Origin of the sequence: Streptosporangium sp. NPDC049248 (genome assembly GCF_040678965.1) — a bacterium.
In the GTDB taxonomy this organism is placed as follows: Bacteria; Actinomycetota; Actinomycetes; order Streptosporangiales; family Streptosporangiaceae; genus Streptosporangium; species Streptosporangium fukuiense.
In genome coordinates, this window is sequence record NZ_JBFAQY010000007.1 from 178,909 (window position 1) to 196,718 (window position 17,810).

Here is a 17,810-nt window from a genome sequence, read left to right on the forward strand (position 1 = left end):
GAGGAAGGACGCCATGACGAACACCACCGAGGGTTGGCTCCTCCGAGCCGACAAGCCCGAGCACTCGCCTCGCGTGCCTGCCGGCGTCGAATACCACCGCGTCTACGCGGGCGACAAGCGCCGGATCCCGCGCGGCATCCTCACGATCGTGCTGCTGTTCGCCGGGCTCATCGGCTTCGCGCAGCTGTTTTTGATCGGCGCCGCCGTCGTCGACGCGCAGCTCCTCGGCCGTACGGGCTTCACCCCGCTGCAACAGGCCGCCGGCGCGCTCTCGCTCGCCGTGCTCATCCCCTACAGCATGCTGCTGCAGCGCCTGCTCTACGGCGTGCCCGCAGGTTCGCTGCACTCCGTTTCGGGACGCTTCCGCTACGGCGTCCTCGGCCGCTCGCTGCTCGCCTTCGGGCCCCTGCTCCTCCTCGTCGTCTCCGTCGGGTTCCTCGTGCCCGGCGAGGCGGTCCCCTGGACGATCGCCGATCTCGTCGCGTTCATCGTCATCAGCACGCTGCTCAGCCCGCTGGCGGCGGCCGGCGAGGAGTACGGACTGCGGGGCCTGATGTTCCGCGTCGTCGGCGGCTGGACCCGAGGCGCCCGCTCCGGGGCGATTCTCGGCATCATCGTCACGACCGTGCTGTTCTCGCTCTTCCACGGCACGCTCGATCCCTACCTGCTCACCTCGTATCTCGTGCTGTTCTCGGCGCTGGCGATCGTCACCTGGCGCACCGGCGGGCTTGAGGTCGCCGTCGTGCTGCACGCCGTCTACAACGCCACGGCGTTCGTCCTCGCCACGACACTCCATCTCGATCTCGGCGGAGCCCTCAGCAGTCGTGGCGAGACGGTCGGTTCGGTCGGGAACCTGGTGCCCGGCGCCGGGCTTGTCGTCATCACCGCGATCATCTGGTGGATGACCCGGAAGTCGGGTCCCGCACGCACGCCTTCAGCGTGACACGAGCCGACGCGAGCCGAACGCTCAGTCCACCCACTCGTAGCCCGAGTAGAGGGTGCCGCCGAACCAGAGGAAACGGCCGGCGCTGTCGACGTAGCGGTAGCTCTGCGCTTCGGCCTTCGTCTGGCGCCAGCCGGGACCGCGGGGGGTGTAGGTCAGGCCGACGCTGGGTCCGGTAAGGCCGAACTGGTCTCTGCCCGTCGTGCCCTCCACCCAGCTCGCGGCCGCGCACACCTCCCACGCGGCGCGGGACGCGTTCCACTTCTGCACCTCCAACCGAACCCTGGCCCGCGCGCCATGCACGGTGGTGCAGTCTCCCGCGAGCGCGTAGGCGCGGGCCCACGCCTGGTTGCCGGACAACGTGCCGGGGACGCGGTGGTCGATGCCCGCGGTGGCCCGGGCGCAGAAGGAGGCTCCCCGCTCCACCGTGACCTGGTGCTGTTGGGTGTACGCCTGCGCCGGCTGTGGCATCGCCACGGTCAGCAGCAGTGCGGAGATCGCGGACAGGGGGCCAAGGAGCAGGGCGCTTCGTCTCGGCACGGCGTCTCCCATGGGGCGTCATCCGGTCAGCGGCCACGGATCCGGTGTGGCATCGCCGGCGCGGTGCGACGTGGCCGCTGGGGAGTGCCGGTGAGGAAGGGCCGTGGTGCTTCCAGGAGGGGGACTCCACGGCTGGATCCGCAGTGGTCTTCGGCCCGGAGACACCTGTCCCGGGCCTGCCGTCACCTTCCAGACTGCGTTGTGGCCCGTTGGTCGCGGGACCCCGCAACTGTGTGCCGAACGGCCCAGAAATACCCCCATTTGAGGGCTTGTCTGATGAAAGCTGGGCGCTCATTGTCAAGCGGTGGAGTCAGCCCTGCGTAGCGCGTCGGCCCGGCACACGTTCGAGCGGATTCGGCGGTTGACGCGGACGGGCATCGCCGACGGCGAGTTCCTGGCCGACCTCTCGCGCCTGCTGCGCGAGATCGTTCCTTTCGACGCCTCGTTCTGGACGGGGGCCGATCCGGTGACCATGCTCGCCACCTCGCCCTCGCGTCTGGAGAACCTGGGTTCCGGTGAATACTGTGACCGCTACTGGGAGAACGAGTTCTTCGTCGAGGATGTCAACCACTTTCACACGCTGGCCGGTCTGCCGACGACGGCCGCGTCCCTGTATCGCGTCACGGGCGGGCGTCCGGCGCGGAGCTCCCGTTACCACAACGTGAACCTCGTGCAGGGACTCGGCGACGAGCTACGGTGCGTTTTCCGGGCCGGAGGCGACGTCTGAGGTTACATGTGCCTGTGGCGAGCCGCCGGCGCGCAGCCGTTCGACACCCTGTCTCGTGCCGAGCCGGCAGCGCGCACCGGCCTGGGCGACCAGACCGTACGCCGCTGGCTGTCGATCATGCGAGAGGAGGGCGTCGTCGAACTGGTGGGAAGCTCGCCTAGGAGCAGGGACGCGCGATACCGGCGGGTCCGGCAGGGCTCCCTGTTCTCGCCTTCGTGAAGGAGCGCACCCATGGAAGTCACGACCACATCGACTTCCTGGGCCGCCATGCCTTCACCCGAGCCGATGTCGCCGGCGGCCTGTGCGCCTTCCACGACAGTGCGCAGTCCCCGATGCTGCGTTCTGGTCAGCGGGCGACGTAGCCGCCGTCGACAGGCAGGGCGACGCCGACGACGAAGCTCGCTCCCGGGCTGCACAGCCACAGCACGGCCTGGGCGATCTCGTCGGCGGTGCCGAGCCGGTTGATGGGCTGGTCGGCCTCGGCCTCGGCCTTGTCGAGCTCGCCCTTGGCGATCATGTCGGTGACCATGGGGGTGTCGATGGTGCCGGGGCAGACGGCGTTGATCCGGATGCCGCGCGGTGCGTATTCGAGGGCGGCGCTGGTGGTCAGCCCGATGACCCCGTGCTTGGAGGCGTGGTAGGAGGCTCGGCCGGGAAGGCCGACGAGGCCGCCGAGGGAGGAACAGTTGACGATGGCCCCGCTGCCCTGGGCGCGCATGTGCCGCAGCTCGTGCTTCATGGAGGCCCAGACCCCGCGCAGGTTGATGGCGTTGACCCGGTCGAAGACCTCGACGGCCTCGTCGGCGGCGTCGCTGGGCGGGATCTGGATGCCGGCGTTGTTATAGGCCATGTCCAGGCGGCCGAAGGTGGCGACAGTACGGTCGACCGCGGCGGCGACCTGGTCCTCGTCGGTGACGTCGCAGGTGACGGCGAGCACGCGGTGGCCCTCCTCGACGAGTTCCCTCGCCGCGACGGCGAGGGCCGGTTCGTCGATGTCGGTGAGGGCGACGGCCGCTCCGGACTCGGCGAAGGCGCGGGCGGTGGCCAGGCCCATCCCGGAACCGGCTCCGGTGACGAAGGCGACCTGGCCGCTGAAGTCGTAGGTGGGATTCATGAGGATCTTCCTATGGCGTGGGTGCGGTATACGGCTGGTCAGACGGTTCGGCCGCCGTCGACGACCAGGGCGTGGCCGATGGTGAAGGCAGCCGGTCGCGAGCACAACCACCGGCCGCACCGGTGACCGGTGCGGACCGGTCTTCGAAAAGCTCGTGTCGTGCCGGGAGTCGTCGGCGTCCCTCAGGGGGTGAGGAGGGCCTTGATGGCGCGGCGCTCGTCCATGGCCTGGTAGCCCTCGGCCGCCCGGTCCAGCGGCAGGGTGAGGTCGAAGACCTTGCCCGGGTCGATCTCGCGACTGACGATCAGGTCGATCAGCTCCGGCAGGTACTGGCGCACCGGCGCGGGCCCGCCGTGCAGGTGGACGAGGGAGAAGAACAGCTCATCGCCGGGCAGCGAGACGTCGTGGGAGACGCCGACGAACCCCATGTGACCGCCCGGGCGGGTGGAGCGGATGGCCTGCGTCATCGACTCCTGGGTGCCGACCGCCTCGACGACGCTGTGGGCGCCCAGCCCGCCGGTCAGTTCCTTGATCCGGGCCACGCCCTCGTCGCCGCGCTCGGTGACGAGGTCGGTGGCGCCGAACTCCAGGGCGAGTTGCCGGCGCGGTTCGTGGCGGCTCATCGCGATGATCCGCTCGGCGCCGAGCTGCTTGGCGGCCAGTACCGCGCACAGGCCGACGGCTCCGTCGCCGACGACAGCGACGGTCTTGCCCGGCCCGGCCTGGGCGGCCACGGCGCCGAACCAGCCGGTGCCCAGCACGTCGGAGGCGGCCAGCAGGCTCGGGACCAGGTCGGCGTCTGGAAGGCCGGGAGTGGCCACCAGGGTGCCGTCGGCGAGTGGGATGCGCGCGTACTCGGCCTGGGTGCCGAGGGTGCCCATCAGCACCCGGTGGATGCAGGCGCTCTGGTAGCCCGACCGGCAGATCTCGCAGGTGTTGTCGGAGGCCCAGAAGGAGCCGACCACGAACTGGCCAGGCTTGAGGGTGGTGACCTGGCTGCCCACCTCCTCGACGACGCCGACGTACTCATGCCCCATCGGAGCCGGCCGGTCGAGCTTCTCGATGCCGCGGTAGGGCCACAGGTCGGAGCCGCAGACGCAGGCGGCCGACACGCGGATGATCGCGTCAGTGGGTTCGATGATCTTCGGGTCCGGGCGGTCCTCGACACGGACGTCACCCGGGGCGTGCAGAACTACACCACGCATATGGAACTCCTTTGGAAATGTCAGCGGGAACCCGGCGGCCGCCTCCCCAAGCCGCCCGTTTCCGGAAACGGTCTTGATCATTTGTGACCGAGGAGAAGATGACCTCCCGTACGGCCTTCCTTTGCCCGGCGGGCCAGGCGCTCACCAGGAAACCCGCTCCTGCGCGCGGGCGGGAGGTCGTGCCTATCGGGGGGACAACCTCGACCCCCCTTCGCCGACCGGCCGCTCCCTACAGTGGAGAAGGTGGACAACCGCAACGAGATCCGCGACTTCCTCGCCAGCCGCCGCGCCAAGATCACCCCGCAGCAGGCCGGGCTGGCGCCCGGCGTACGCCGCCGGGTGCCAGGGCTGCGCCGCGAGGAGGTCGCAGTCCTGGCCGGGGTGAGCACCGACTGGTACACCCGCCTGGAGAAGGGGCACATCGGCGGCGTGTCCGAGGACGTCCTGAACGCCGTCGCCCGGGCGCTGCAGCTCGACCACGCCGAACGAGCCCACCTGTTCGACCTGGCACGCGCCGCGGGCACCCGCCCCCGGCCCCGGCGGCTCGCGCAGAAGGTCCGTCCCGGGCTGCAGCGGATGCTCGACGCGATGACCGACGCCCCGGCCATCATCCGTAACGGCCGCATGGACCTGCTGGCCGCCAACCGCCTGGGTCGCGCCATGTACTGGCCCGCTTTCCAGCAGCACTCCGGCACGGACCAGCCGCCGAACATCGCGCGCTTCCAGTTCCTCGACCCGGCCGGAGCCGGCTTCTACCCTCAGTGGGACACCGCCGCCGACATCACGGTCGCCCTGCTACGCACCGAGGCCGGGCGTGATCCATACAACAGCGACCTCACCCGGCTGATCGGCGAGCTGTCGACCCGCAGCGACGACTTCCGCACCCGCTGGGCCAGACACGACGTCCGCCTGCACCACGCCGGCACCAAGACCTTCCACCACCCGGCCGTTGGTGACCTCACCCTCGACTACGAGTCCATGGACCTGCACGCCGACCCGGGCCTCAATCTGACCGCCTACACCGCCGCCCCGGACACCCCCTCGCACGACGCCCTGCGTCTGCTCGCCAGCTGGGCCGCCACCCTCGATGCCGGCAGCGATGGTGACACCGCATCCTGCCTCCCACACGAGAGTCACCGCCAGGAGCAGTAGACCAGGACCTTGGGGAGTCAGCCGGCGCCTCAGCAGGGCGAGCGCCCGCGAGGCCGGCGATCGGGCATCTGCCGACGTAGAACCGCAATCGCGCCATGGAAACCACCTTCGTTGTCGGTGGCTGCGGCCGATTGGAGCGTACGACAGGGGGCCGGCTTCCGTCGTAGGCTGAATCTCGCCCGTGACGGAGGGAGGCTGCGGTGGCCGAGACGATGCCGGCCGAGGTGCTGGCCGAGCTGGCCGAGCTTGAGGACCCGAGGATACGCGAGGTGAACGAGAAACACGGTGACGATCACGGTGTGAACCTCGGCAAGCTGCGCGCGATCGCGAAGCGGCTGAAGACGCAGCAGGAACTCGCGTGCCGGCTCTGGGAGACGGACGACAGCGCGGCGAGACTGCTGGCCATCCTGATCTGCCGCCCGAAGGCGTTCGAGCGCGACGAGTTGGACGTCATGCTGCGCGAGGCACGCACACCGAAGGTGCACGACTGGCTGGTTAACTACGTGGTGAAGAAGAACCCGCACGCCGAAGAGCTGCGCCTGGCCTGGTCGGCCGATCCGGACCCGGTGGTCGCGAGTGCCGGCTGGGCGCTGACCGTCGAACGCGTGGCGAAGAAGCCCGAGGGTCTCGACCTCGCGGGAATGCTCGACGTCATCGAGGCGGAGATGAAGGACGCCCCCGATCGCCTACAGTGGGCGATGAACCACTGCCTGGCTCAGATCGGGATCGAGCACGCCGAGCACCGTGTCCGGGCGATCGACATCGGCGAGCGCCTGGAGGTGCTCAAGGACTACCCGACCTCCCCGGGCTGCACGTCTCCGTTCGCGCCCATCTGGATCACCGAGATGGTGCGCCGATAGCCACGACAAGCCGGTGACTCCTTTGGCGAGCCGGCAATCCGTCTCCGCTCGAAGTCGACCACCACGCGCAGCCGCCCACCGAGAGTCTCGACCCAGGAGCGCGAAGGCGCCATCGTTCAGCGGCCTTCACGGGTGAACCACTCGACGGTTCGGCGCAGCCCCTCCTCAAGGCCGACGGTGGGTCGCCAGCCGAGGATCTCGGCGGCGGGGGCCGGGTCGGCGATCCTGGCGCTGTCCAGCGCCCTGTCGGTGAGCGCGCCGTAGCGGGGGCGGGTCCGGCCGCCGACGATCTCGGAGAGCAGTTCCACGGTGTCGCGGATCGAGGTGCCCGTCCCGGTGCCGATGTCGAAGGCGCGGCCGGCCGCGTCCGGGGTCTGGCCCGCCGCGAGGAAGGCGTCGACCACGTCGTCGACGTACACCCAGTCGAGTTCGCGGGTACCGCTGCCCAGTTCGGGCTCCTGACCGCGCAGCAGGGACAGCGCCACGTAGGGGACCAGCTTGCGGGTGTCCTGGTGGCCGGGCCCGTAGACCATGCCGATCCGCAGATTGCTGACCTGGACGCCCCACAGGTGGTGGAACATCCGCGCGTAGCCGTCGGCGGCCCACTTGGACACCGCGTACGGCGAGGACGGCGCCCTGTCGCCCTCCTCGGGCCGTGGCTCCTCCAGCGAGCCCGCCAGCACCACCCGGGTTCCCGGGGCGCCGGTGACCGCGGTCAGCAGGTTGACCACGCCGGTGAGGTTGCTGTGCAGCATCGGCAGCACGAGCTTCGGATCCCTGGCCCCGGCGACCTCGCTGGCCAGGTGGAACACGACCTCCGGGCGGACGGAGTCGACGAGCTTCCGCACCGCGCCCTCGTCGGTGACGTCGGCGACGTGCCAGGTCTCGCCGTCCGTGCTCTCCCTGACCCGGCGGCCGACCGCGTGCACCCGCGCGCCGCACCCGCCCAGGCGTCGCACCAGGTGTGCCCCGATGAAGCCACCGGCTCCCGTCACCAGCACCCGTCTCCCGCGCCAGTGGTTCTCTGCTCCGTGTACGGGGGCCGGGCTTCGCATGTGAGCTCTCCCTGTTCGAGCGAGGTTCTCGGGGAAGGACCGGATAATTCATACCTCGTGACATCGGATATCGGCAGGCAATGCCGGGAATCCGGGGAAAAGCGATGAGGCCCGCTCCGAAGAGCGGGCCTCGTCACGTGGTGCGGGTGTCAGCCGATGCGCCAGGTGTCTCCACCGAGCAGCAGGTCGTTCAGGTCGCCGGGACCCCGCGCCTCGACGGCCTCCTGGAGTTGCTCGGCCATGAGCTCGTCGTAGGAGGGGCGTTCGACGCTGCGGAAGACGCCGATCGGGACGTGCTCGAAGGCGGGCTCGTCCAGCCGGGAGAGCGCGAAGGCCAGCGAGGGGTCGACGCGGTGGGCGTCGTGCACGAGGATCTCGTCCTCGCTCACCGACGACCTCGGGACGACCTCGATGCCGCCGTCGGCCGCCCGGCGCACCGCCTTGGAAGCCGAGGCGATGGGCTGTCCGTGCTCCAGGCGGAGCGTGATGTCGTCACGCCGCTCCGGGTCCTTCAACTGCTCGAAGGCGTTGTCGTTGAAGATGTTGCAGTTCTGGTAGATCTCGACCAGCGAGGTGCCCCGGTGCTCGGCGGCCTCGCGCAGCACCGACTGCAGGTGCTTGCGGTCGGAGTCGATGGTCCTGGCCACGAAGGAGGCCTCGGCGCCGATGGCCAGCGAGATCGGGTTGAACGGCTTGTCCAGCGAGCCCATCGGGGTGGACTTCGTGATCTTGCCGACCTCGGAGGTCGGGGAGTACTGGCCCTTGGTGAGACCGTAGATCCTGTTGTTGAACAGCAGGATGTTCAGGTTGACGTTGCGGCGCAGCGCGTGGATGAGGTGGTTGCCGCCGATGGACAGCGAGTCGCCGTCACCGGTGATCACCCAGACCGACAGGTCGGGACGCGAGGCGGCCAGGCCGGTCGCGATCGCCGGGGCGCGGCCGTGGATCGAGTGGAACCCGTAGGTGTCCATGTAGTACGGGAACCGCGAGGAACAGCCGATGCCCGAGACGAACACCATGTTCTCGCGCTTGAGGCCGAGCTCGGGCACGAACGACTGGACCGCGGCCAGGATGGCGTAGTCACCGCACCCGGGGCACCAGCGGACCTCCTGGTCGGTCTTGAAGTCCTTCATGCCGAGCTTGACCTCGGACTTCGGGACCAGCGAGAGCCCCCCGCCGGTTCCGGGGACGGACAATTCGGTACCACTACTCACTGTCGATCACGTCCTGGATCACGCCGGCAAGTTCTTCGGCCTTGAACGGAAGTCCACGCACTCGGTTGTAGCTGATGATGTCGACCAGGAAGCGGGCACGGAGCAGCAGCGCGAGCTGGCCGAGGTTGATCTCCGGCAGGAGCACCCTGTCGTACCCGCGCAGGACCTCGCCGGTGTTGGCGGGCAGCGGGTTGACGTGCCGCAGGTGGGCCTGGGCGACCTTGCCGCCGGCCTTCCTGATGCGCCGCACGGCCGCCGCGATCGGCCCGTAGGTGGAGCCCCAGCCGAGCACCAGCACGCGGGCGTCGCCGTCGGGGTCGTCCACCTCGAGCGCCGGGATGTCGTGGGCGATCCCGTCGATCTTGGCCTGGCGGATCCTGACCATCCGGTCGTGGTTGTCGGGATCGTAGGAGATGTTCCCGGTGCCCTCGGCCTTCTCGATGCCGCCGATCCGGTGCTCCAGGCCGGCGGTGCCGGGAATCGCCCAGGGGCGGGCGAGGGTCTCGGGGTCGCGCTTGAACGGCAGGAAGGTCGTGCCGTCCTCGGCGTTCGGCCCGGAGGCGAACTCGGTGGAGATGTCGGGCAGGTCGGCGGCGTCGGGCACCTTCCACGGCTCGGAGCCGTTGGCGAGGTAGCCGTCGGAGAGCAGCATGACCGGGGTGCGGTACTTCACCGCGATCCTGGCCGCCTCCACCGCCGCGTCGAAGCAGTCGGAGGGGGTCGAGGGGGCGATGATCGGCAGCGGCGACTCGCCGTTGCGGCCGTACATGGCCATCAGCAGGTCGGTCTGCTCGGTCTTGGTGGGCATGCCGGTGCTGGGACCCGCGCGCTGCACGTCGACCACGATGAGCGGCAGCTCGGTGGTCACCGCGAGGCCGACGGTCTCGGCCTTCAGTGCGACACCGGGCCCGGAGGTCGTCGTGATGCCCAGCGCACCGCCGAAGGAGGCGCCGAGCGCCGCGCCGACGCCCGCGATCTCGTCCTCGGCCTGGAAGGTGCGGATGCCGAACCGCTTGTGCTTGGAGAGCTCGTGCAGGATGTCGCTGGCCGGGGTGATCGGGTAGGACCCGAGGAAGAGCGGCAGCTTCGACTGCACCGAGGCGGCGATCAGGCCGTAGGCGAGCGCCTGGTTGCCGGAGATGTTGCGGTACACGCCGGGGGCCAGCTTGGCCGGCTTGACCTCGTAGGAGACCGAGAAGGACTCGGTGGTCTCGCCGTAGTTCCAGCCCGCCTGGAAGGCGGCGATGTTGGCCTTGGCGATGTCGGGCTTCTTGGCGAACTTGGTCTCCAGGAACTGGATCGTCGCCTCGGTGGGCCGGTGGTAGAGCCAGCTCAGCAGCCCGAGGGCGAACATGTTCTTGGACCGTTCGGCGTCCTTCTTGGACAGCGAGAAGCCTTCGAGGGCCTTGACGGTCAGCGAGGTCAGCGGCACCGAGTGGACCCGCCACGCGGCGAGCGAGTCGTCTTCGAGCGGGCTGGCGGCGTAGCCCACCTTCTGCAGGTTGCGCTTGGTGAACTCGTCGGTGTTGGCGATGATGTCGGCGCCGCGCGGCAGGTCCGAGAGGTTCGCCTTCAGCGCGGCGGGGTTCATCGCGACCAGGACGTTGGGCGCGTCACCCGGGGTGAGGATGTCGTGATCGGCGAAGTGGAGCTGGAAACTCGACACGCCGGGCAGGGTGCCTGCGGGGGCGCGGATCTCAGCGGGGAAGTTGGGGAGTGTCGACAGGTCGTTGCCGAACTCAGCCGTCCCGGCGGTGAAGCGGTCACCGGTCAGCTGCATGCCGTCGCCGGAGTCACCGGCAAAACGGATGATCACGCGTTCGAGTTGCTGAACCTGCTTGGTCACAGCTCAGTCCTCCTCGACGCGACAGGGCGCCGTTGCTCGTGGCACATTCTTTTTTCCATGCTAGATCCTCGGGGGTCACGCGTAGTCTTTTCGCGTTCCACTCGGCGGAGGAGAGCGACCCGTGTCGCGCATCCTCTGCGGCCGCTGAGTCGAAACCTGGGGCGCGGATGTCGCGTTCGCGGCCGGATCACGGCCTATATGGAGGTCACGATCGCGGACGGCCGTCCCGACACAGCCCCGCCGCGAGCCGGCACAGGTCGACGTGCAGGCGGGCGAAGAGGACAGTTGAGGTCACGCTGCCCAACTATATGTCCCACCGCGGACGCGCTCTCATCGCCTCAGGCTATGGCCCCATAGCTCCAGGTTATGACATCGGCTACCGGTCCGGCTCCGCCGAAACGCCCCCGGATTCGTAGATCCGGCCGGGCAGCATCTCATCCGAGCCGTACAGCTCGGGGACGGTGACAAAGGTATAGCCCGCCGCGGAGAGCCGACGCAGGATCTCGGGGGCCGCGTCGACCGTCGCGCGGTGGGAGTCGTGCAGGAGAACGATCGCTCCGGGCTCGGTCCGGGCGACGGTCCGGTCGGCGATCGCCTGCGGGTCGGCGTCCTGCCGGTCCTCGCTGTCCACGTTCCAGTGCACCACGGCCATGTTCAGGCGGCCCGCGATGGCGGCCACCTGGATGTCGCTGTCGCCGTACGGCGGGCGCATCAGGGTGGGGGCCTGGCCGATGGTCTGGGCGATCGTGTGCTGCGCGCGGGTGAGCTGGTCGGCGACCCTGCTGGAGGGCAGCATGGTGAGGACGCGGTGGGACCAGGTGTGGTTGGCCACCAGGTGTCCCTCGTCGCGCATCCGCCTGAGCAGGTCGGGCCGTGCGGAGGCGTTGGAACCGATGCTGAAGAAGGTCGCCCTGGCCCCGTGGGCGTGGAGGATGTCGAGCAGCCGCGAGGTCTCGGGGCCCGGCCCGTCGTCGTAGGTCAACGCCACGCACCTGAGCTTCGCGCAGTCCACGCTGCCCGCCTTGGCGCTGCGCGCCGGAGGCTTGTCGGTGCTCGCGGCCTCGATCTCCTCCTGCGACGTGGGGACCGGGACCTTCTTCGCCCGCACGGCCGCGCGCTGTGCCCGCAGCCCGACCTCCGACAGCAGCGGCGCCGCGGTCGCGGACGGTACGGCGACCGCCACCCGGCCGGCGACCCCCAGCCCCACCTGTTCGTCGTCGAACTCCACGACGAGGTCGCCGCGCGGGTTGAAAACGAGGGAGTCGAACATCTCCCGGTCCGGCCTGAGCGCGTTCGGGGTCACCAGCGGTCCCCGTAGCGCCAGTTCGCTCCTGACGATCCCGGTCAGCGCGACCAGCGCGGGACGGCCGGTGAGCAGGTCGGCGGAGTCGAGGGCGCGCCGTTTCGTCCGGTCGTACCAGACGGTGGTGCGCGACTCGTTCCAGCCCGACTCCATGGAGCGGCCGATGCGCAGCCGTACTCCCAGGACCTCGGGGGACGCGGCGGCGAGTTGCCAGTTCACGTTGAACTCGGGTTTGGGCAGGGCGTCGGCGGGGCCGCCGCGCCGGGTGAACCTGTCGAGTTCCCCGCTCACGGTCCGGTGCAGTCTCTCGGTGAGGCGGGGGGCGTCGGCGACGGCCGGATAGACGGCGTGCACGTGCTGGTTTCCCGTCTCTCCGGAGAACAGGGTCCGGGTGTTCAGGCCCTGGACCACGGAGGGGTCCACATAATCGATCAATGTGGGCTCCGAGGGCACGGTGGCCTTCGCGGAAGAGGGGGTGGTGGTTGCGCCGCAACCGGCGATCGTCACGGCCATCCAGGCGATTCCTCCGATGAATCGCAGGTTAGGCATGAAGTAACCCTAGGTGCGGTAATAGTGCATTTACCCGGATTTGAGGTTAAGTGCACGGAGGCTTTAGCGGTGGGCTTCGCCGCATGACGGGAAGGGCGGATACTGCTATAGGTAGGGCGTACGGCAGATCCGGTGAGTCCGTGCGGCAGGCCCCGAAGAGGAGAGGCCATGAGCGGATATTTCGGCTCTTATGTGGTGGTCCTCGCGCTGTTCGCGATCGGCCTGCTGATCGTCGTCGTGGCGCTGCTCGGCAACCGGGCGCTCCGGCCCAGCCGCCCCACCGCCGAGAAGCTGCTCAGCTACGAGTGCGGCGTCGACCCGGTCGGCGAGGGCTGGGCCCAGTCCCAGGTCCGCTACTACGTGTTCACCTACCTGTATGTGATCTTCGCGGTCGACGCGGTCTTCCTCTTCCCCTGGGCGACGATCTTCGCCGAGCCGGGCTTCGGGACGACCACCCTGGCCGAGATGTTCGTCTTCCTCGGCTTCATCGCGCTCGGCATCCTGTACGCCTGGCGCAAGCGCGTGCTCACCTGGACCTGAACCGGGCGAGCACGGGCACCGACCCTGAAGGAGAATGCGTGCCATGGCAGATCTCCCGATGCCCACGGTGGGCCCGGCGACCCGGCTCGCCCCCAAACCCATGCGCTTCATCCTCAACTGGGGGCGTCGCTACTCGCTGTGGGTGTTCAACTTCGGCCTGGCCTGCTGCGCCATCGAGTTCATCGCGACCACGATGAGCAGGCACGACTTCATCAGGTTCGGGGTCATCCCGTTCGCCAACGGCCCCCGGCAGGCGGACCTGATGATCGTCTCGGGCACGGTGACCGACAAGATGGCCCCCGCGGTCAAGCGGCTCTACGAGCAGATGCCCGATCCCAAGTACGTGATCTCCTTCGGTGCCTGCGCCAACTCCGGTGGTCCGTACTGGGACTCCTACTGTGTGACCAAGGGCGTCGACCAGATCATCCCGGTGGACGTCTACGTCCCCGGCTGCCCTCCCCGCCCCGAGGCGCTGCTCCACGGCATCATGATGCTCCAGGAGAAGATCGCCGCCGAGAACCTGGGTGACCGCTATGCCTGACCTGCACCCGTTCACCCACGGCGAGGACGCCCGGGTGTCGGAGTCCTTCGGCTACCGGACCGTCGACGTGGACGCCGACGGCTGGATCGCCCTGCTGGAGTCCGCCAGATCCCAGGGGTACGAGTTCTTCGACTGGCTGACCGCGGTGGACGAGCCGCCGGAGGCCCTGGCGGTCGTCGCACACCTGTTCGCCCCCGCCTCCCACGCCCACCTGCTGCTGCGCACCAGGGTGGCCCGCGAGGACCCCCGGCTGCCCAGCGCGGTCGGCGTGTTCCGCGGAGCCGACTGGCACGAGCGCGAGACCTTCGAGATGTTCGGCGTCGTCTTCGAGGGCCACCCGAACCTCGTCCCGCTGCTGCTTCCCGAGGGCTTCGAGGGGTTCCCGCTGCGCAAGGACTTCGTGCTGGCCGCCAGGGTCGCCAAGGCATGGCCGGGAGCCAAGGAACCCGGCGAGTCCGACCACGGCTCGCCGAGCCGCCGCAAGACGCTCCCGCCGGGGGTGCCCGCCGACTGGGGGCGCGAGCGTGGCGGCTGAGACATCACGGCGACCCGGCAGGCTTCTCCCCCCGAAGGACCGGAGGTAGGCATGATCGCCGAGGTGCTCGACGTCGCGGTCCGGCTGGTCGTGATCGTCGCGGCCTTCCTGGTACTGCCGCTGGTCGCCGGGCAGATGGAGCACAAGGTCATGGCGCACATGCAGGCGCGCCTCGGCCCCATGTACGCCGGCGGCTTCCACGGCTGGGCACAGCTGATCGCCGACGGGGTCAAGTTCATGCAGAAGGAGCAGGTGATCCCGGCCGCCGCCGACCGCAGGGTCTTCACCCTGGCCCCCGGCGTGGCGCTGATCCCCTATCTCCTGGTGATGGTCGTCATCCCGGTCGGGCCGGGGCTGGTCGGGGTCGACCTGGACGCCGGACTGTTCTTCGTCCTCGCCGTGATGGGGGTCGGCGTGCTCGGCTCGATCATGGCCGGCTGGTCGTCGGGCAACAAGTACTCGGTCCTGGGCGGAGTGCGCTCGGCGGCCCAGCTCATGTCGTACGAGCTGCCGCTGGTCCTCGCGGCCTCCAGCGTCGCGATGGCGGCGGGCACGCTCTCCCTGCCGGGCATCGTGGCGGCCTGGCAGTGGTGGTGGCTGCCCTGGCAGGCGATCGGCGGCGTGGTCTTCTTCGTCGCGGGACTCGCCGAGCTCCGGCGCCCGCCGTTCGACATGCCGATCGCCGACTCCGAGCTCATCATGGGCCCGATGACCGAGTACACGGGCATCAGGTTCGCCCTGTTCATGCTGGCCGAGTACGCGGGGATCATCGTGGTCTCCGCACTGACCAGCGTGCTGTTCCTGGGCGGCTGGCACGGCCCCCTCCTGCCGGGGCCGGTGTGGATGCTCATCAAGGTCTTCCTGCTGGTCTTCGTGGTCATCTGGCTCCGGGTGAGCTATCCCAGGCTCCGTGAAGATCAGCTGCAGAGGCTCGCCTGGGCCGGTCTGGTGCCGCTGGCGCTGGTCCAGCTCGCGCTGACGGGGGTCGTCAGGGTCGTCGCCGGGTAACCTCGCACCGCGCGCCCGCACCGGTTTCCCGCTCGGCCCACCGTACGGATGATCTGACGTTCGAAGCGCTCACCCTGGGCAGGGAGTAGTGCACCCTGCGACATCACTTGCCAAGGACGGAACGGATGACCCTCGCGCTTGCCGTGGAAAACGACGAACTGGTCGTCGAGGTGCCGGAACACTCACCGGTGCGGCTGCCACTCGCCGGTGAGAGCCGGGCGAGCAGGCTGCTGATCTTCGGCTACCCCGGCAGGGGCAGGACGAGATACGGCCTGGCGGTGCTCGACGAGTCCGGCCTGGTCATGCTGGAGGCTCCGGGGTCCCGGTCGAGGAAGGCGGTGGAGGCGTTCGCCGCGGGCAGCGGGCTGGAGTTCGAGTTCCGGGCGTTCGACACCCCGCAGCAGGCCAGGGTCGCGCTGGCCCGCAGGTCGCCGAGGTGGCGCGCGGTGACCTGGCGCAGGGCGCCCGCGCCCCTGCCGCGCCTGCGGGTGCCCGGTGCGAGAAGCCTCAGGCCACCGCTGGGCTCGCCGAAGGTGTGGTGGCGCGAGCAGTTGCTGTACGTGCTCATGTGGGCGGTGCTCGCCTACGGGGTGGCGTTCGTGGCGCTGGTGCTCCTCAATCTGACCAGCATCCGCGCCGACGTCACCCGGGGGGACGCCGCTCAGGGCGACGTCACCTGGGGAATGGAGCCGCTCGGGGTCGCCGCCCTGGTGCTGGCCGGGCTGACGGTCGTCGGGGCCGTCGTGGTGGTCGGGATCGGCCGCCGCAGGTCCCGTCACCAGACCGCCCAGGGACGTGTGCTCAGGCGCGAGGGCCAGCCGCACTGCCGCCTGGTGGTCGTCCACGATCGCCTGCTGCTGGAGACCGCGCGCAGGACCCGCGAGCTGGACGCCTCCGAGCTGCTGCTCTACTCGGCGGAGTCCGGCGTGACCGGCCTGCTGGTGGGCGGAGGGCTGTTCCACCTGCCGGGGCGTTGGAACGCGGAGGACGTCGAGCGCTTCGCCGCGGGCAACGGTCTTGGGTTCCAGGCTCGCTCGCTGACCCACGAGGAGTACCTGGACCTGACGGCGGGGGCGAAGGACGCGGTTCCCTGAGGCGCCGGACCTTCGCCCGGACCCTCCCGGAGAGGTGGTCGTTGACGGCGGGATCCCCGTGGGGGATTCTTACTGCACGATCCGCAGCATGATGTCGGAGGCCGTGGGCCGGTTGCGGGGCTGCTTGTCCAGGCAGGCCGCGGCCAGCGGGCGCAGTGACCGGGGCAGGGCCGTCAGGTCCGGCTGGTGATTGATCACCCGGTTCAGGATCGCCGGGATGGTGTCCTCGCCGAAGGCCACCCGGCCGGAGGCGGCGAAGATCATTGTCGAGGCCCAGCTGAACACGTCGGTCTCCGGGCCGACCGCCTCGCCCGCGAGCTGCTCGGGCGACATGTAGGCGGGGGTGCCCATGATGTTGCCCGATGTCGCGGTGACCTGGTCGAGGGCCCGGGCGATGCCGAAGTCGATCACGCGGGGTCCGTCGGCGCCGATCAGCACGTTGGCCGGTTTGAAATCCCGGTGCACCACGCCGGCCCGGTGGATCGCGGCCAGCGCGCCCGCCGTGGCCAGGGCCAGCCGGGTCAGCCCGTCCTCGTCGCGCGGCCCCTTGTCGCGGACCAGCTGCTCCAGGGAGACGCCCTCCACGTACTCGCTGACCACGTACGCCTGGTCCTCGTTGATGTTCACGTCCAGCACCCGGGCCGTGGAGAACGTCGCCACCTTGCGCGTCGCCTCCACCTCCCGCAGGAATCGCTCCCTGACCATTTGATTGCCGTTGAAGTGCTCGTGCAGCACCTTGATCGCGACTTTCTGCCCCTGCGGGGTGAGCGCGAGGTGGACCGTTCCCTGCCCGCCCTTCCCCAGGCTGCCGATCAGGCGGTAGGGCCCCAGCCAGCCCTGGGGGGCCGGGGTGTGCTGAGGGCTTTGGGGGTGCTGTCCCTGTGCGGCATGGGTGGGCGGGCCCTGCGTGAACCGACCCTGCGTGAACTGGCCCTGTGTGAGCTGGTTCTGCACGTACTGGGGCGGTCGGTCGTCACGCTGATGATGCTGCGCCTGCTGGTATCCGTCGTGCTGCGCGGGCACCGGGCGCCGCTGCGGCGGGTGCTGGACCGAGGCCACCGTGGGGCCGGTCTGGTAGGGCGGGCGGGCGTACTCCGGTGGCGGTCCCGGGCGGAACTCCTGGAGCGGCCGCTGCCGGAACACCTCCCCCCTGAGGATCAACGCGTGGCCCAGTCCGCCGAGCCAGCTGCCGAACAGGCCGATCAACCCGATGGTGTCCAGCCAGACCGGGATGAGATCGGAGCTCCCGTAGATTCCAGCGGAGATCACGAAGGTGCCGATGCCGAGGGCGTAGAGGGTGGCGGCGAGGGCCAGCAGCGGGCTCCGCAGCCGGCGCGCGGCGTGTCCGATGACGAACGGCGTGCCTACGCCGCAGGTCAACAGGGGGACCAGCGCCCACACCACGCTCCACGCGGTGTTGGATCGTGCCGGTGGTCGCGGCTGCCAGGCCGGTCCGTACTGGTGGGACATGTGCCGAACAATACGATTTTTTCAGGATCCCCGCAGTCTCTTCTCCGTCGACCTGGCGGTTGGGGGCTGATTATCGAACACACAGTCTGTGGATAACTTCTGTGGATAACGTGA

Annotated in this window: 19 protein-coding genes; 11 read left to right on the plus strand and 8 right to left on the minus strand. The window is 69.6% G+C overall.

The window, feature by feature from the left end:
• The first annotated feature begins 13 nt into the window (after positions 1-13).
• Positions 14-943 (plus strand): type II CAAX endopeptidase family protein, encoded by a 930-nt coding sequence (locus AB0K21_RS16250; RefSeq protein WP_343965022.1) that lies wholly within the window; start codon positions 14-16, stop codon positions 941-943.
• A 24-nt stretch (positions 944-967) separates the two neighbouring features.
• Here AB0K21_RS16250 and AB0K21_RS16255 read toward each other — a convergent pair whose 3' ends face one another.
• Entirely contained in the window at positions 968-1,483 is a 516-nt protein-coding gene (locus AB0K21_RS16255; RefSeq protein ID WP_364150588.1) for a hypothetical protein, read from the minus strand.
• 304 nt (positions 1,484-1,787) lie between these two features.
• Here AB0K21_RS16255 and AB0K21_RS16260 point away from each other — a divergent pair, with 304 nt between their 5' ends.
• The 3 genes from AB0K21_RS16260 to AB0K21_RS16270 are packed head-to-tail and all read left to right on the plus strand — an operon-like array spanning position 1,788 to position 2,572.
• Positions 1,788-2,210 (plus strand): hypothetical protein, encoded by a 423-nt coding sequence (locus AB0K21_RS16260; RefSeq protein WP_343965018.1) that lies wholly within the window; start codon positions 1,788-1,790, stop codon positions 2,208-2,210.
• A gap of 6 nt (positions 2,211-2,216) precedes the next feature.
• A complete protein-coding gene (locus tag AB0K21_RS16265) occupies positions 2,217-2,429 on the plus strand; it encodes a hypothetical protein (RefSeq protein ID WP_343965016.1) in 213 nt (70 codons plus the stop codon).
• A complete protein-coding gene (locus AB0K21_RS16270; RefSeq protein ID WP_364150592.1) occupies positions 2,426-2,572 on the plus strand; it encodes a hypothetical protein in 147 nt (48 codons plus the stop codon). Before AB0K21_RS16265 ends, AB0K21_RS16270 begins: the two co-directional genes overlap by 4 nt.
• Here AB0K21_RS16270 and AB0K21_RS16275 read toward each other — a convergent pair.
• Both AB0K21_RS16275 and AB0K21_RS16280 read right to left on the minus strand, forming a co-directional pair.
• Positions 2,557-3,324 (minus strand): glucose 1-dehydrogenase, encoded by a 768-nt coding sequence (locus tag AB0K21_RS16275; RefSeq protein ID WP_364150595.1) that lies wholly within the window; start codon positions 3,322-3,324, stop codon positions 2,557-2,559. The two genes, AB0K21_RS16270 and AB0K21_RS16275, sit on opposite strands and share 16 nt — an antisense overlap.
• A 182-nt stretch (positions 3,325-3,506) precedes the next feature.
• Positions 3,507-4,529, minus strand: coding sequence for a zinc-dependent alcohol dehydrogenase family protein (locus AB0K21_RS16280; RefSeq protein WP_364150598.1), 1,023 nt, complete (start codon positions 4,527-4,529; stop codon positions 3,507-3,509).
• Between the two features lie 243 nt (positions 4,530-4,772).
• Here AB0K21_RS16280 and AB0K21_RS16285 point away from each other — a divergent pair, with 243 nt between their 5' ends.
• The gene (locus AB0K21_RS16285; RefSeq protein ID WP_343965008.1) at positions 4,773-5,681 is read left to right on the plus strand and encodes a helix-turn-helix transcriptional regulator; all 909 of its coding nucleotides are present in this window, start codon (positions 4,773-4,775) and stop codon (positions 5,679-5,681) included.
• 200 nt (positions 5,682-5,881) lie between these two features.
• On the plus strand, positions 5,882-6,541 hold the full coding sequence (locus tag AB0K21_RS16290; RefSeq protein ID WP_343965006.1) for a DNA alkylation repair protein: 660 nt from the start codon (positions 5,882-5,884) through the stop codon (positions 6,539-6,541).
• Positions 6,542-6,657: 116 nt separating this feature from the next.
• Here the strand turns inward: AB0K21_RS16290 and AB0K21_RS16295 are convergent, their stop codons facing one another.
• The 4 genes from AB0K21_RS16295 to AB0K21_RS16310 form a co-directional block, all read right to left on the minus strand.
• A complete protein-coding gene (locus AB0K21_RS16295) occupies positions 6,658-7,596 on the minus strand; it encodes an SDR family NAD(P)-dependent oxidoreductase (protein WP_364150602.1) in 939 nt (312 codons plus the stop codon).
• A 149-nt stretch (positions 7,597-7,745) separates the two neighbouring features.
• Entirely contained in the window at positions 7,746-8,792 is a 1,047-nt protein-coding gene (locus tag AB0K21_RS16300; protein WP_343965002.1) for a 2-oxoacid:ferredoxin oxidoreductase subunit beta, read from the minus strand.
• Between the two features lie 10 nt (positions 8,793-8,802).
• Positions 8,803-10,656 (minus strand): 2-oxoacid:acceptor oxidoreductase subunit alpha, encoded by a 1,854-nt coding sequence (locus tag AB0K21_RS16305; protein WP_343965000.1) that lies wholly within the window; start codon positions 10,654-10,656, stop codon positions 8,803-8,805.
• A 376-nt stretch (positions 10,657-11,032) separates the two neighbouring features.
• On the minus strand, positions 11,033-12,508 hold the full coding sequence (locus AB0K21_RS16310) for a polysaccharide deacetylase family protein (RefSeq protein WP_364150606.1): 1,476 nt from the start codon (positions 12,506-12,508) through the stop codon (positions 11,033-11,035).
• A gap of 168 nt (positions 12,509-12,676) precedes the next feature.
• Here AB0K21_RS16310 and ndhC point away from each other — a divergent pair, with 168 nt between their 5' ends.
• From ndhC to AB0K21_RS16335, 5 genes are all read left to right on the plus strand, one after another.
• The gene (gene ndhC, locus AB0K21_RS16315) at positions 12,677-13,048 is read left to right on the plus strand and encodes an NADH-quinone oxidoreductase subunit A (protein ID WP_364150609.1); all 372 of its coding nucleotides are present in this window, start codon (positions 12,677-12,679) and stop codon (positions 13,046-13,048) included.
• Between the two features lie 100 nt (positions 13,049-13,148).
• Entirely contained in the window at positions 13,149-13,589 is a 441-nt protein-coding gene (locus tag AB0K21_RS16320) for an NADH-quinone oxidoreductase subunit B family protein (RefSeq protein ID WP_343965034.1), read from the plus strand.
• Entirely contained in the window at positions 13,582-14,124 is a 543-nt protein-coding gene (locus tag AB0K21_RS16325) for an NADH-quinone oxidoreductase subunit C (RefSeq protein ID WP_343964993.1), read from the plus strand. The genes AB0K21_RS16320 and AB0K21_RS16325 overlap by 8 nt, the downstream gene beginning before the upstream one ends.
• A 51-nt stretch (positions 14,125-14,175) precedes the next feature.
• Positions 14,176-15,132, plus strand: coding sequence for an NADH-quinone oxidoreductase subunit NuoH (gene nuoH / locus AB0K21_RS16330; RefSeq protein ID WP_343964991.1), 957 nt, complete (start codon positions 14,176-14,178; stop codon positions 15,130-15,132).
• Positions 15,133-15,257: 125 nt separating this feature from the next.
• The gene (locus AB0K21_RS16335; protein ID WP_364150613.1) at positions 15,258-16,226 is read left to right on the plus strand and encodes a hypothetical protein; all 969 of its coding nucleotides are present in this window, start codon (positions 15,258-15,260) and stop codon (positions 16,224-16,226) included.
• A gap of 69 nt (positions 16,227-16,295) precedes the next feature.
• On the opposite strand, the gene AB0K21_RS16340 is transcribed toward AB0K21_RS16335, so the two are convergent.
• Positions 16,296-17,696 (minus strand): protein kinase, encoded by a 1,401-nt coding sequence (locus AB0K21_RS16340; protein WP_364150616.1) that lies wholly within the window; start codon positions 17,694-17,696, stop codon positions 16,296-16,298.
• Between the last annotated feature and the right edge of the window lie 114 nt (positions 17,697-17,810).